Annotated in this window: 16 protein-coding genes and 1 tRNA gene; 10 read left to right on the forward strand and 7 right to left on the reverse strand. The window is 65.3% G+C overall.

What is annotated here, in order from left to right:
• Positions 1–116: 116 nt before the first annotated feature.
• Positions 117–1,163, reverse strand: coding sequence for an RNA polymerase subunit sigma-70 (locus ABD211_RS24360; RefSeq protein WP_344136379.1), 1,047 nt, complete (start codon positions 1,161–1,163; stop codon positions 117–119).
• A 123-nt stretch (positions 1,164–1,286) separates the two neighbouring features.
• On the opposite strand from ABD211_RS24360, the gene ABD211_RS24365 reads away from it, so the two are divergent.
• On the forward strand, positions 1,287–1,976 hold the full coding sequence (locus ABD211_RS24365; protein ID WP_344136382.1) for an SDR family NAD(P)-dependent oxidoreductase: 690 nt from the start codon (positions 1,287–1,289) through the stop codon (positions 1,974–1,976).
• Positions 1,973–2,668, forward strand: coding sequence for an SDR family oxidoreductase (locus ABD211_RS24370; RefSeq protein ID WP_344136384.1), 696 nt, complete (start codon positions 1,973–1,975; stop codon positions 2,666–2,668). The genes ABD211_RS24365 and ABD211_RS24370 overlap by 4 nt, the downstream gene beginning before the upstream one ends.
• Before the next feature lie 508 nt (positions 2,669–3,176).
• Here the strand turns inward: ABD211_RS24370 and ABD211_RS24375 are convergent.
• The 3 genes from ABD211_RS24375 to ABD211_RS24385 form a co-directional block, all read right to left on the reverse strand.
• Entirely contained in the window at positions 3,177–3,431 is a 255-nt protein-coding gene (locus ABD211_RS24375) for a hypothetical protein (protein WP_344136387.1), read from the reverse strand.
• 170 nt (positions 3,432–3,601) lie between these two features.
• Positions 3,602–3,671: transfer RNA gene (locus tag ABD211_RS24380), tRNA-Arg, on the reverse strand.
• Positions 3,672–3,790: 119 nt separating this feature from the next.
• Positions 3,791–4,054: a hypothetical protein gene (locus ABD211_RS24385; protein ID WP_344136390.1), complete on the reverse strand. Its 264-nt coding sequence runs from the start codon at positions 4,052–4,054 to the stop codon at positions 3,791–3,793.
• Between the two features lie 455 nt (positions 4,055–4,509).
• Between ABD211_RS24385 and ABD211_RS24390 the strand changes: the two genes are divergently transcribed.
• Positions 4,510–5,730, forward strand: a complete 1,221-nt coding sequence (locus tag ABD211_RS24390; RefSeq protein WP_344136393.1) for an AAA family ATPase — start codon at positions 4,510–4,512, stop codon at positions 5,728–5,730.
• Complete coding sequence (locus ABD211_RS24395; RefSeq protein ID WP_344136396.1) at positions 5,727–6,377, forward strand: hypothetical protein; 651 nt, start codon at positions 5,727–5,729, stop codon at positions 6,375–6,377. The genes ABD211_RS24390 and ABD211_RS24395 overlap by 4 nt, the downstream gene beginning before the upstream one ends.
• A gap of 426 nt (positions 6,378–6,803) precedes the next feature.
• Here the strand turns inward: ABD211_RS24395 and ABD211_RS24400 are convergent, their stop codons facing one another.
• From ABD211_RS24400 to ABD211_RS24410, 3 genes are read right to left on the reverse strand one after another with little or no spacing between them, the layout of a single operon-like run.
• Positions 6,804–7,802, reverse strand: a complete 999-nt coding sequence (locus tag ABD211_RS24400; RefSeq protein ID WP_344136399.1) for a hypothetical protein — start codon at positions 7,800–7,802, stop codon at positions 6,804–6,806.
• On the reverse strand, positions 7,799–8,671 hold the full coding sequence (locus tag ABD211_RS24405) for a hypothetical protein (protein WP_344136402.1): 873 nt from the start codon (positions 8,669–8,671) through the stop codon (positions 7,799–7,801). Before ABD211_RS24405 ends, ABD211_RS24400 begins: the two co-directional genes overlap by 4 nt.
• A complete protein-coding gene (locus tag ABD211_RS24410) occupies positions 8,664–9,506 on the reverse strand; it encodes a sigma factor-like helix-turn-helix DNA-binding protein (RefSeq protein ID WP_344136405.1) in 843 nt (280 codons plus the stop codon). Before ABD211_RS24410 ends, ABD211_RS24405 begins: the two co-directional genes overlap by 8 nt.
• A 490-nt stretch (positions 9,507–9,996) precedes the next feature.
• On the opposite strand from ABD211_RS24410, the gene ABD211_RS24415 reads away from it, so the two are divergent.
• From ABD211_RS24415 to ABD211_RS24440, 6 genes are all read left to right on the forward strand, one after another.
• A complete protein-coding gene (locus ABD211_RS24415) occupies positions 9,997–10,158 on the forward strand; it encodes a hypothetical protein (protein WP_344136408.1) in 162 nt (53 codons plus the stop codon).
• Between the two features lie 24 nt (positions 10,159–10,182).
• Positions 10,183–10,425 carry a DUF6284 family protein gene (locus tag ABD211_RS24420; protein ID WP_344136411.1) on the forward strand — a complete coding sequence of 81 codons (243 nt, stop codon included), beginning with the start codon at positions 10,183–10,185 and terminating at the stop codon, positions 10,423–10,425.
• Positions 10,422–10,631, forward strand: coding sequence for a hypothetical protein (locus tag ABD211_RS24425; RefSeq protein WP_344136414.1), 210 nt, complete (start codon positions 10,422–10,424; stop codon positions 10,629–10,631). Before ABD211_RS24420 ends, ABD211_RS24425 begins: the two co-directional genes overlap by 4 nt.
• The gene (locus ABD211_RS24430; RefSeq protein WP_344136417.1) at positions 10,628–11,311 is read left to right on the forward strand and encodes a DUF2637 domain-containing protein; all 684 of its coding nucleotides are present in this window, start codon (positions 10,628–10,630) and stop codon (positions 11,309–11,311) included. The genes ABD211_RS24425 and ABD211_RS24430 overlap by 4 nt, the downstream gene beginning before the upstream one ends.
• Positions 11,308–11,481, forward strand: a complete 174-nt coding sequence (locus ABD211_RS24435) for a hypothetical protein (RefSeq protein WP_344136420.1) — start codon at positions 11,308–11,310, stop codon at positions 11,479–11,481. Before ABD211_RS24430 ends, ABD211_RS24435 begins: the two co-directional genes overlap by 4 nt.
• A gap of 97 nt (positions 11,482–11,578) precedes the next feature.
• A complete protein-coding gene (locus tag ABD211_RS24440) occupies positions 11,579–13,753 on the forward strand; it encodes a cell division protein FtsK (RefSeq protein WP_344136423.1) in 2,175 nt (724 codons plus the stop codon).
• Positions 13,754–13,873 lie beyond the last annotated feature (120 nt).

Raw genomic sequence — 13,873 nt, forward strand, 5'->3', positions numbered from 1 at the left:
GAAGCGATGGGTCACTGCCTGACGGACGGCGGTGGGTCAGCAGCCTCGCTGCCATCACGGCAGGTGGGCGGGTGCGAAGGAGTCGGACACAGTGCGGCGCAGGTAGTGCTGACTCGTCACCGTCCGTACCGATCACGATCTCCGACTGCCGTACCAACCGCCGGTCGCGGGTCGCCTCGCTCGCTTGGCCGGAGGGTGCGGGGCAGGGCGAAGTGCGGGGCGAGTGTGGTCTCGAAGTGGGTAAGTGCGCTGATGCGGTCGCCGGCGAGGCCGGCAACGAGGATGCCGGTGAGGTGCAGGCTGCCGGTGACCGGGTCGTGGACGTATTCGCCCCAGCCGGGCTGGTGGTTGGCGCGGGTCGGCACCATGCGGGCGATGCTGCGGCGGTGGGCGTCAATCGTGGTGAGGAACCGGCGGACGGCGTCGGTGCCGTGGTATTCGAACGGCTGTGGTGGCATGCGAAGCCACACGTCGTCGGTCATCAGCGTGATGAGCGCGTCGACGTCGGGTGCGGTGAAGGCGGCGACGAAGCGGTCGACGAGCTCGCGCTCCTGCGGGCCGCCGGCCGGTGGGGGCAGGTCGCGGGTGCGGGAGGCGTCGATGGTGGCCCGGGCGCGCCGCAGCGCGCTGGTGACCGCGTCCTCGCTCAGGCCGAGCAGGTCGGCGGTCTCGGCGGCGCGGTAGCCGAGCACGTCACGTAGCAGCAGGACGGCGCGCTGGTTGGGTGGCAGCAGTTGCACGGCGGTCACGAAGGCGAGGGAGACGGCTTCGCGGGACTCGTATCGCGCGTCGGGGCCTGGTACATGATCGGGTAGGTCGTCGAGCATCAGGTCCGGGTACGGCTGCAGCCACAGCACCTCGCCGGGACGTTCGGCGGCCACAGTGGGCGGGCGGCGGGCGGATGACCGCAGCGCGCTGAGGCACTGGTTGGTGGCGATGCGGTACAGCCAGGTGCGGATCGACGAGCGGCCTTCGAAACCGGACAGGCCTACCCAGGCCGACAGCAGCGTGTCCTGCACGGCATCTTCGGCGTCTTGGACCGAGCCGAGCATGCGGTAGCAGTGGACCTGCAGCTCGCCGCGGTGCGGCTGCACCAGCGCCGTGAACGCCTCACGATCGCCGGCTCGGGCCCGCTGCAGCAGTTCGGCCGACGTCCCGGACATCGCCCACCTCCGTCACCATTGTTTCCCGGTACTGACGTCGACCGGCCCGAAAACTGGTCGCTACCGGGCCGACGGATTTCGGCGACCCGGCGCGTCTGACCCTGCATGATGACAACAATCCTGGTGACCGGCGCCAATCGGGGCATCGGCCGTGCCATCGTCGACGAGGCCCTGCACCGAGGCGCGCAACGGGTGTATGCGGCGATGCGGCGGCCGGTCCCGCACCCCGACGCCCGCGTCATCCCGCTGCCACTGGACGTGACCGACACCGCGCAGGTGCAGGCCCTGGCCGATCGAGTGGTCGAGCTCGACATGCTGGTCAACAACGCCGGCGTGTCGGTGCTCGACGACCTCGGTGAACGTTCGGTCCTCGAGCAGCATCTCGCGGTCAACTTGTTCGGCCCGTACGCGGTCACCCAAACACTCCTGCCGCACCTGCTGCTCTCCCGCGGCACCGTGGTCAACGTCTTGTCGCTCGCGTCGCTGGCATCGGTACCGGTGATGCCCGCCTACTCGATCTCCAAGGCCGCGGCGTACTCGCTCACACAGTCGCAACGCGGGCTACTCGCCCCGCAAGGAGTGCGGGTGCACGCCGTACTGGCCGGTCCCGTCGACACCGACATGGTGCGAGACCTGCCCGTGCTGAAGGCCGACCCAGCGTCGGTCGCCCGGGCCATCTTCGACGGTGTGGCCGCCGGCGCCGAGGACATCTTCCCCGACCCGCTGTCGGCGTCGATCGAGCCGGGCTGGGCCACCGGCCCCATCCGGACGCTCGAGCAGGCGAACGCCGCACTGCTGCGGGCCGCGGCATGACCGCCCTCGTCGTCGGGGCAAGCCGCGGACTCGGCCGCGGCATCGCCGACGCGCTCAGCGAGGCACGCGCCGACGTGGTCACCGTGAGCCGGACCTCCGGCGCCGCCACCGAAGTCGCTGACGCCGCCGACGAAACGACCGCCGCGCTGCTGCTCGAGCGTCACAAGCCAGATGCAGTCGTCGTGGTAGCCGGCGCGCGCCCAGCCATGTTGCCGCTGCAGGACCAGACCTGGGAGAGCTTCTCGATCAACTGGCATGCCGACGTGCGTATCGCGTTCCACTGGCTGCGCGCGGCGCTGCGGCAGCCGATGCGGCCCGGCAGCCGGATGGTCGTGCTCAGCAGTGGCGCAGCCCTCGCCGGGTCGCCGCTCAGCGGCGGGTACGCCGGCGCCAAAGCCACACAGCGGTTCATGACCGCGTATGCGCGTGAGGAGGCCGAGCGCGCCGGCCTGGGCATCACGTTCACCGCGGTGCTGCCGAAGCTCACCCCGCTGACCGACCTGGGCCGCCCGGCCGTGCGGGCATACGCGGCGCGGGCCCGCCAGACCGAGGCACAGTACCTGCAACACCTGGGCGATCCGCTGACCCCCGAAGGTGCGGGCAAAGCCCTGATGGAACTGCTCAGCATGGACGCCACCAACGTCGCCCCAGCGTACCTGCTCACCGCCGCCGGCCTGCGATCCGTTTCTTGACTGCGGATGGTGTCGACAGCGGGGGACGTGCCGGCGCGTCCCCCGCTGCACCGGGGTCCTATCGCAGCTTCGTATGGCCGAGCGGCTTCAGGTCAGCGAGTCCGGCGAGAATGTCGCCAACGCTCGTGGCGAGCGAGCTCCGCCTTACGCAGCACCGCGGCGAGGGCGTACAGCGCTTCGCCCTGCGCGGGTCGATTCGGCATGAGCGTCAACCGAGACCAAAGTCGTGGTTCGTGGAGCGGGATGGTGCTCCGATGGTGCTCGGACGACGGTGATCGCGACGGACTGGTCGAGGTTTTCTGACACACCCGAGGTGCTGGAATCCTTTGGCGGGACGGCGGTCGTGGGTGCGCGCCCGGACCTGCTGACACTCGTCGGTACACGGTCGGACCAGCATGTCGAAAACGACATAGACAGCCGGTAGACCTACGGATCAGAAGGTTGGGGCTTGAGTCCCTTCGTGCGCCCGAGTGGGAAGGGCCATTGGGAGCGAGCCCTCGACGAGGCGCTACGTGGGCGAGCGTCTGACTTCTATGCACGACTTCGAGGGCGGTTCGCCAATTTGCTGGCGCATGGCTGAGGTCTCATCCTGTTCCTGGACAGATCCTGCAGGCGTTGATGCGGAACGGGCGAACCATTCCTGAACTTCCAGGATGGACGCTGCTTGAGCTGCCGCCAGATACTGTGGCCGCTCATCCTCAACGATGGTGATCTTGTATTCGAAGTCCAGCTCGGGTGGCATATTCACGCCCAAGTTCATCATGGAGCAGGGAATCCGGGGCAAAACGCGCGCACGAGTGAGCCAATTCGTGGGCGCTGTCGCGGCAACCTGCTCCCCTGATCAACTCGCCAACTGTCTAGGTTGACGCAGCTCGAGCAGGCAACAGCCATGATCCAAAAAATCAGACATTAGCTATATAATGGGACAAAAAGTGCCCCCGGCAGGATTCGAACCTGCGCCCCCGCCTCCGGAGGGACCGGCCGCATGTTGCCGTTACGTGGCCTTGAGCTGCAATAACGCTGCGCCGACGCGCGGTCGCCTGCTGATTTTCCGGGTATTTTCCGCAGCGGCGCCAGACTGGACGGCTGAAACACTCACCGGAGCGTGTTACAGCCATCCAGTCACCGACTGTGCGGCCCGGCGTCAGCGCTGCCGCGACCGGCGTCGAGCATGTCGCGGCGCTCACCGGGACACGCATCCATGAGCCGGGTTACGAACGTGCGGGCGTCCGTCTCGGTCGCGAAGTCGCTGCGCGTGATGCGTTGCGAGTCGGCGTCGCCGCGCCGTGCGTCTACGCGCCAGGTGGTGATCTTCTGCACCGAGATGCCGGCCCGCGCAATCGGGTCCCATGACCCGTTCCACCAGCGTCCGACTTTCCCGATCATGGTCCGACTTTAGGCGAACGCTTGTTCTAAGGGGAGTCTTAGTCAGTGATCTAGGGGGACACGTTCGGTGCAGTGTCCCCCTAGATCAAAACCATATGAGCAGGTCAGAGCGCAGTCGGGGACACCGGGGACACCGGGGACACCTGCCCAAAGGCTTCGCGCTTGGACGGCGGGGACGGCTTAGACCCCCAACATGAAGCCAGCCCTGACAGCGGCCGACGGATCCAGCCGCCGCATGGCCTACAGACTCAGTCGCGTCGCTCGGGGCTTCAAACTCCGACTACGGTGGCCGATGCTCCAGACGGACGTGCGTCCGCTGTTCGTGACTGCCGACGAAAGCATGGCTCGCCTAGGCTGCGCCTGCGTCGCCTGTCCACCTCGATAGTCACCCAGGCGGAGACGCCACGCGCCGGCTCTCTTGCCCATCAGTCGGGGTCAGACAGTACTCTGTGCCTGTGGCTGCAACTCGTCCTCCCTACCTGCTGCGGTTGAAGGCAGCTAACTTTCGCAGTTTGCGCGAAATAGAAGTGCACCTTCAACCACTTAATGTGCTTGTTGGTCCCAACGGCGCAGGCAAATCAAACCTGCTAGACGTGATTGCCTTTCTTGGGGACTCAGTGCGCGACGACCTGGAGCCTGCGCTCGGTCGTCGAGGAGGTTTCGAGCGCGTTTTCTTTCGGGGAGCGCGCTCAAAAGGCGTGAAAAAAATAGTCATTGAAATCGAAGCCGCGCTTACGAAAAACAGCAGCAGAAAGACTACCGACCACTACACGCTTTCGATACGCCAGGGTAGCGTTCCAGCCCGTTCGGGGAAACGAGCAAGAACCTACCTGATCAGAGAAGAGACGTTTCTCTTCAAGCGTACGGCAGGCCCCGGCCGGCGTATATCCATCGCTGGTGGCGGAGTCACCTTTACTACCGGCGAGCACGAACACAAAGGCAGCCTCAGGGAAGGATCGCTTGGTCTTGCCACTCTGCCGAAGTTGAGCGCCGAAGAGGGTGGCGCACAGGTCGAAGAGTTGGCGTTGCTTTTCGAGAGCTTCCGCGTATTCGATATTAATGTTGCCGCGGCACGAAAGCCGTCTCCAACCCCTCGATCAGAAAATCTCAAGAACGACGCAAGCAACCTGGCGGCCTTCTTGCGCTATATCGCAGAAGACCACGAGGATGTGTTCGCAGATATCATCAAAGACGCGCGCATCTTCATCCCTGGCCTTAAGTCACTTGAGTTCGAGTCGATTGGGGGAGCTGGCGAAGGTACGGTCTTGAGCCTCAGTGAAGATGGCTTGGATGACACGACTCAGCTCTCAGAAGCGTCGTTTGGATCAATTCGAGCATTGAGCCTGCTGGCATTGCTACATGATCCCAACCCTCCCAAGATGACCTGCATCGAAGAAATTGATCACGGTTTGCACCCCCATGTCTTAGATAGACTCGTCGAACTCTTGCGGGAAGCGTCGGAACGCACCCAATTCATCATCGCGACGCATTCCCCTCCTCTTGTTAATAGGCTCAAGCCCGAGGAACTAATTGTCTGCGAACGTGACGGCGATGCCAGTTCCAGGATTCCTGCCATCGACTCCGAGACCGTACGGAAAATGGAAAAGGAGCTTGGTGGCGAGATAGGGTTGGGCGAACTGTGGTTTACGGGGGCGCTCGGCGGTGTCCCCTCGTGAGCAGTGCCAACAGCACCGAGAAGCAGATTATAGTTTTTGGCGAAGACGACAATGATCGACAGTCAATCAAGGTGCTGTTGTGTGGCCTAAGGCCTGACATATCGCCAAGTGCCGTCAAGCTCTTGCGCGAACCAATGGCGCTTGTCAAAGATATCTCGCCGGGCAAGGTTGGACGGAAGGTGGACCGAGTCGCAGCAGCTTTGCGTGCCGCACATGCGCGGCAAGAAATTCGCTGTGTGCTGATGCATGAGGACGCTGACGCCCTCGAACCCGCCCATGTTGCTATTGCGGAGAGAATCGAAAATTCCTACGCAGCGATGCCGTGGAAGGTCCATGCCGTAGTTCCCGCCTGGGAGATGGAGGCCTGGTGGTTTCTCTTCCCAGATGCAGTCGCAGCGCTACGCAGTTCCTGGCGAAAGCCGGATGACTACCTAAACAAGGACGTCGGCAAGGTTGCCAACGCCAAAGAAAAGCTGAAGTCCGCTGTGCGCCCGGCCGGTTTTCGGGGGAAGTCTTTCAGGGGCTACGCAGAGAAGGACAGTGTGGATATTGCGCAGAAGATCATCGCTCTGCAGCTCCATAAGAAACCCTGGGCAGCGCGAAGTGATAGCTGGCAGCGGTTCGTTCGAATAGCAAACGACCTCTAGTTTGTATCAGCATCTTGTCACGATCTAGGCCCGTTCAACGCATTTCGAATAGCTCGGGCCGCTTCAGTCGCCGCAATGCGGTCGGTCCAGATTCTTAGGTCGAACCGGACATCCGCATGTAAGCCAAGATCAATCTTGGTTTCGTCCGCGACCGCGAGGCGAGTAGCGGTATCGCCGTCGCCGCGTGCCGCCGTTCGCTGGTCGGTGGTAAGCCGATCACGCCAGAGCAGAACACGGAGCCAATTGGCGGGATACGCCTCAATGGCGACCACGCTGGCAATCTGTCCGATGTGAACTACGGGACCGGCCGGCGATCCGGAGACAACTAGTCCGGCTCTACCGGCGCCTCAACTGCCGGATTGTTGAAGTTCGCGCATTGCTGGCCTGTAAGGGCGGCCCAATTTGACTCTCGGCTTTTGGCGTGCCCTATCGGAAATCGAACACTGGCTCCAAAGTATTCTCAGGCAGGCCAATGCCTCCGCCCATAAACCCAAAGCCTGGCAGTAGTCTGGTATCGACATTCAGGAGTCGAAGGGCAGAGAATAGTGCCTGCACTGCTTGGGCGGCGCCGTTGAGCGACATCTTGGTGTTGTGCGCCAACTCGTTTCGAATCTTTCTCGCAGCGTGGAAGTCGGAATAGATGGATTCGGATATCAAGCCTGCGGTGAAAAGCGTCTCCAACTGGACGGCGGAGCTGTATACGCGAAAATCCTCCAGCCGCCGTTTGCGAGCCTTCTCAAGGCTGGAGGTGTACGTCGACCAGACGTGCGTCAGAATCGCCTCGCAGACCAGCCAGGATGAAATTATGGTCTCGCCTACGCTGTGCTGGGCTGCGTGTGAAATCGCGGCACTAAAAATGGCGGGGATATGCGCACCAACTTGCGCCAATTCCTTAGCGTTTTCCAGTCTGCCAAGGTCGTCCAAGGCGGCGGCATCTGTCTGCATCCAGTAGAAGTTCGGAGGCCAGTAGGTCCCTGCTCTGGTGATAAAAGTTGGCGTACTGCAAATCAGGCTAAATGGGCCCCAGTTACGCTTTCCGTACTCACCGAAGCCGCCAACGATCGATGCATGATGGCCTATTAGTTTTCCCATCTGAACATCGGTATCTGTTACGGGGCTGGATGTTATCCCGCGGAACGCTAGTTCGCAAACGATTAGGTTTAGTAGCGCTGCTACCCGTGCGACCTCGGCCTCTGACCGAGTGTTATCGTGCATCCTGGCATAGAGTCCGCCTCCGCGGGTTATTGCCACATCGCCGCTGTCGAGGCGTGCAACCTGAATTACCTCTAGGTAGTCATTCGGGTCGGTCTCCCGTTCGGGACCGAAGAATCGTAATGGGTACAGATATGCACCAAGGACGGGAGTCCATTCCTTGGCGTAGACGAAGCGCCCCAAATCTCGGTCGTCCTGCGGTGCGGTCGTCATGCGCTGCCCTCCCATTGACCGCGATTCAGAGGGGATTCCTCACCATTCCTGCTCGCTTGAATCGACCGCGTTACCGCTACGGCCGTGGCGTCGTCACTTGCCTTGTTCCGTGGCCACCTGGCGCCTAACGGATCGGCAGCCTCAGCAGCCCTAACGCGCGCGATCACCTCAGCGGGACCGGCGTGGGTGATGACGTCGAGCAGTGTTGACCAGTCCATCAGGCCCAGCGTGACGGCTCGCGCGGCACCGTCAGTCAGGACGGCCACGCGGCCCGATGCGCTAATCCGTCCAGTCAGGGCATGCGTCGCCGCCGACGGGTCCGCCGCGGCGATCCAATAGCCGCCGGCGACGTTGCGCGCGGCCAGCTCGGCTCGCTTCATCGGGATGAGCGCTGCCGCCTTCTCGGGCGTGCCGATCAGGTGCCGATCGACCTCCGCACGTTCCGCCTTTGCAGTCTGCTCCACCCTCGGATCGACCACGACGACCGGGCCCTTCGATCCGTCCGCAGCGATCGTCACGTCGCCGAGCACGAGGTAGCGGCCATCTGGGCGCAGGATCGCAACACCTGCCGACGGGGTTCCAGGGTGCGAAAGATCGCACGTAGTTGAGTGCTCTCCGGCGACCCGCTCGATTGCACCGCGTAGAGCGTCGACCAGCTCAGCGCGTGGGTCGCCGGCAAGGTCCAACAGAGCCGTACCGAGTCGAGCCGCATACCACTGGACCCCGTGAACGCATCCCGTGTCGGTCCGTGCCGTGGCGCCATCCAGCACGACCACCAGCTCAGCGGACGCATGCGCCCAATCCTCGGGAGGCTTCGCCGCACTGCCTGGCGCGGCCGCGACCTGCACATTCGCGAAGTACTCAGCCATTGTCGTGCCTGTAGATCGGAGTGACGGCACTGGTTTCCAGGACCTTCCGCGTCTTCCCGTCAAACTTCGTGGCGACGAGCATGGACCAACGGCGGTTCTTGACCTCGCGGTAGAGCTCCGGAAGGTGGGCCTCGACGTGCCGCACCGCGCCGGCCGTCCCCGGAGAGTGGATGCCGGCCAGGTAGAGGAATGTCCCCTTGCCGTCAGGCCGGGGCAACCTGCCGAGGTAGGCGTAGTCCGTCGACTCCCCACCGTCGCTGGGCGAGCGGTAGACCGTGTTCGTGGTCTTGTCGACCAGGAACCAGCCGTCGTCATCCGAAGCGAAGCCAAGATGCGGATCGGAGTCGAGCACCTGGCCGACGAACGGCAGGAGACGAGGGCTGGTCAGCACTACGAGGTTGGGCCGGTTGAGCTGAAGCAACCCCGGAGGCGGCACAATCTCAGACTCGGACTCAAGCCCAAGAGTGCGGAGCAGGTCCGCAAGACGCTCGTACGCGCCGAACGCTTCACCCGAGGCCACCACCAGCGGCTTGCCGTCGACCCGCCCGGTTTCGAGCTTCCCGCCGATGGCCACGGTTACCTTCCCCGTGCCAAAAAACGCTCGCTCGGCTTTGACGCCAGCGCTCATGAGCTGCGAAATCCTGCCGCGCGACATGCCGAGCGCGTTCGCGATCTGGATCTGAGTCATTCCAGCCGCGAGCAGGTCTTCCAGGCACTCCCGACGCTCTCCAGACAGCTCAGCTATCGCTGCCTGGTGTTCTTCGATCTTTTCGTTGATCGACTGCGCGCGTTCGAGCAGGTTCGCTCGTACGTCGGCAGGCGGCGCGTCTGCCACGTCACGCTCCATCCGCTAGAGGGCTAACGCGATCCTAACTGGTCAATCCCCATATCCGCCTCTCGATCTAGTCGCCCCCATAAACACGCTTGGTTAGGGGGGTTGACAGCGGCGGCAGCAGTGCTGCACGCTGTGTCTAGCCCGGTAAACACGTACGGATTACCGGGATAGCGAGCAAAGGACCAGCAAAAACGCGGTGGTGACGCGGCGATGCCGTGCGCCCGTGGCTGGCCTGTTTTGCCCGTGTTGGACCGAATTTCCGGCAGCAAGGACGGGAACGGCGGCACCGGTTGCCGTACGCCATGACACCGCTGAGTCCGGGTTGGTCATTGATAACTGGATCAGGGTCGCGCCTCCCTCCGAATAAGGCTGCCGCGCACGGCGTAGGTCCGTGCACCCATCCGTCGGCCCGGTCGCGTGGGCCGTTCCTGGCCGGGCACCGCGTGGTGCCCGGCCGCCGTCAAGCGGTTCCGAGCACTGGAGATGACCCATGACCTCGAACCTCGCCGCCGTTGTGCGGATCTCGACCAAGCGCCGCGCCATCTGGCGGACGTGCGCCGGATGCGGCGACCTCGCCGCGCTGGCCCCCGATGAGACGCACTGCCAGACCTGCACGACTCCCACGGCCAAGCCGCGCCGCCGCGCGGCGTAGCCGCATCCCGGAAGGACACCACTAATGATCACCCGTTCGCTGTCGGACGACGACGGTCCGACGCCCGCTGACCTGGCCGCCATCCAGAACGAGTGGCCGCTGATCGAGGCCGAGATGGACCTGGTGGCCGCAGAGATCGCCATCCTGTGTGCCGACCGGCCGCTGACCGAGCTGGACTGGCGCCGGCTGCGCCGCGCTGAGCAGCGCGTCAGCCGCGAGTTCGTCGCGTTCTACGGCGCCGCCGAGATCGAGAGGCGTGCCGCGTGATGGCCGGGCACACGCCGGGCCTGGTCAACCTCACCGTCGTCGGCCTGCCCCGCGCGGTCGAGATCGCGCTACGCGAGATCTACACCGTGCTCGACGTCGAGCACATCGGCGACCCGGTCGCCCCGCACCGATCGTCCCGGCTGGTGAGCGTGACCGTAACCGCTCACGTCCTGATCCCCCGCCCTGATCCGGAGGTGACGCCGTGAACGGCGTTCGTCTTGCCTGCAACCTGTCCGCTGGCGTCGTAGCCGGTATCGCGGCCTGGTCGTCCTACTCCCACATGGTCGGCGTCGCCCTGCACTACGGCGAACGCCCCGAGGTCGCCTACGTCCTGCCCGCGTCCGTGGACGGCATGCTCATCGTCGCGTCGGTCGCCATGGCGGACGACAAGCGGGCGGGCCGCCGGGTGCGCTGGTCGGCGCGGCTGGCGTTCGTGGTCGGCGTCGCGGCGTCGCTCGCGGCGAACGTCGCGCACGCGCAGGACACGCTCGGCGCGCGCATCGTGTCGGCGTGGCCGGCGGTCGCGCTGCTGCTGGTGGTCGAGATCCTGTCTCGCGCTGGTAAGCGCATCACGCAGACGGCCGAGGTCATCGAGACCGTCACCGTGACCGCGTCCGACGCGCCTACAGCGCAGCCGGCCATCGCGCCTGCCCAGCAGGAGGTGAAGCCGGCACCGGCGAAGCGGGCGACGCCGAAGCGTCAGCCGTCTGCCGCCGATCGGGTGGCCGCTGCGGTGGCGCGTAGCCCGCACGCGAGTGACGCGACGATCGCCGGTCGGACAGGGCTGTCGGAGGCGACGGTGAAGCGTCACCGTCGACAGGCTGTCGACAGCGTGTCGACACCGCAGCCGGCCCCGGAGCCGGTTCTTGAGGCGGTCGCCGCGTGAACGCCGCCGCCGAACTGGCCGCGCTACGCGCGGCGCTGATCGACCTCGCGACCTGGGCGCACACGCACCTGAACACGGACTACGGCGACCGGCAGTACATCGCCGAACACCTCTACACCGCCATGGAAGCCCTCGCCACCGGCGACAAGGTTCCGGCACCCCCGTACTGACCCTGCCCGGCGCGCGGCCCTGTGGCCTGGAAACCGATGGCCGCGCGCCGGCCCCTATCCCGATCAGCCACGAGGACATCACGGAGGAGTTCTCATCATGACGAGCAACATCCCCGAACAGAACGGCGGTCGCCCGGAAGGGTTCGACTGGGCCGCCGCCGAAGCTGACGTGCATGACGCTGACGTGCTCGACTTCGACGCCGCGCGCCGCCGCCGTGGTGGCGACACCACCGACAACGACGCGACGCACTTCGACGTGCCGCTCGACGACGAGCCGCAGCGCGGCGGGCATCTCGTGGACCCGCCGCCCGCTGACCCGTCCGGCCGTCGGGCGATCATCCCGCAGGCGTGGGCTGGCTGGCAGAACATCAAGGCCAGCACCCGCGATCTCGCCCTGGACCTGGTCCACCGTGGCGGCTTTCACCTGGTACGCGCACCGTGGTACGCGGCGCAGGCCGGGTTCTGGGGCACGTTCGGTGTGGTCAAGGTGGCCGGTGCCCATTTGCGCTGGTGGTGGGTGTCCGAGCAGTACGGGCTACGTCAGCGCGCGGCCGATGAGGGTGACTGGCAGGCCTGGTACAAGCTGCACCGCGAGGTCAAGGCCACCCGCGCGTGGCGCGGCACGATCCTCGTCGTCGAGACCGCGACCGTGGCGATCGGCGGGCCGATCCTCTACGCGTTCACCCCGTGGTGGGGCGTCGCGGCCGTGCTCACCGTCGCCGTGCCTGTGCTGGCCCGCTACGGGCGCCCGACCGGGCGGCCGATCCTGTCTGCGGCCGTGGTGGAGGGCCGCTACCGGCGCGTGAACCCCGACATCATTTTGCGCGCCTACTACGCCGCAGGTCTCGGGCATCCCGAGAAGCCGGAGCAGCAGGTCAAGTTCGGGTCGACCATGGCCCGAGACACGACCGGCACCGGGTCGCAGGTGTCCATTGACCTGCCGTACGGCAAGGGCTGGGAAGACGTCATCAAGGCCAAAGGCCGCATCGCTTCCGGTCTGGACGTGTCCATCAACCAGGTGTTCCTGACCCCGGACAAGTCGTCGCACCGCCGGCACCTTCTGTTCGTCGCCGACCGCGACCCGCTCGCCATCCCGGCCGGCAAGACGCCGCTGCTGGACGGGAAGGTCCGCGATATCTGGAAGCCGGCCCCGTTCGGGCTGGACGAGCGTGGCCGCAAGGTGGAGCTGCTGCTCATGTGGGTGTCGATCCTAGTCGGTGCGCAGCCGCGCAAGGGCAAGACGTTCGCCACCCGCGCACTCGCGTTGTTCGCGGCGCTGGATCCGCTGGTCACGCTGCTGATCGTGGACGGGAAGATGTCGGCCGACTGGGACAAGTTCCGACTCGTCGCGCACCGCTACGTGTGCGGCACGGTCCCAAACAGCCGCGACAACGACCCGATCACCCACTTCCTGGAGATGCTGCGCGAAATCCGCTCCCACATCGAGGCCGTCAACGACTTCCTGTCGACGCTGCCGACGTCGGAGTGTCCGGAGGGCAAGCTGACCCCGGAGCTGTCGCGCAGGTACGCCCTGCTGCGGCCGTGGTTGCTGGTCATGGAGGAGTTCCAGAACTACTTCGAGACCGACGACCAGGAGGTCAACAAGCAGATCGCCGCCGACCTGTCCTTCATCAAGGCCGTCGGCCCGTCCGCCGGTGTGATCATCCTGTCGTCGTCGCAGAAGCCCTCCGGCATCGGCGCTGGTGACGTGGCCCGGCTGTTCAACCGGTACCGGGACAACCACGACGTGCGGTTCGCGCTCAAGTGCGGCAACCGGGTCGTCTCGGAGGCCATCTTGGGTGGTGAGGCGTACGCGGAGGGGTTCGACGCGTCCGCGCTGCCCAACGGCGAGGAGTTCCGGGGCGTCGGCATCCTCTACGGCGCCACCGATCAGACGCCTATCGTGCGCACGTACCTGGCTGACCACACGGACGCGGAGAAGATCCTGACCGCCGCGCGGCGGCATCGGGAAGCCGCGGGGACCGTCACCGGCTACGCGGCCGGTGAGGTCGTCGCCCGGGAGCTGCGTGACGTGCTCGCCGACGTCCGCAGCGTGTTCACCGGCGACGAACCGGGCCTGCACTGGCAGACGATCGCTGACCGGCTGGCCGAGCGACACCCGGAGCACTACGCGGACACGACGGCTGAGGCGATCTCCGCGTTGATGCGTCCGCATGTACGCAGCGTGCAGATCAAGGTGGCTGGGATCAACAACCGAGGCACCCGCAAGACGGACATCGACGCCGCAATCAAGGCGCGAAGGAGCGCCTGATCGGTAGCGGCGGCGCTGCTACCCGGTAGCGCCGCCGCTACCCCTCCCGCTACCGCCCTGGCCAGCCGCTACCCGCACCGGTAGCGGGTAGCGCCAGCAGCCCTCTGCACCCGAAAACAG

This window comes from Luedemannella flava, assembly GCF_039528515.1.
Lineage (GTDB): Bacteria > Actinomycetota > Actinomycetes > Mycobacteriales > Micromonosporaceae > Luedemannella > Luedemannella flava.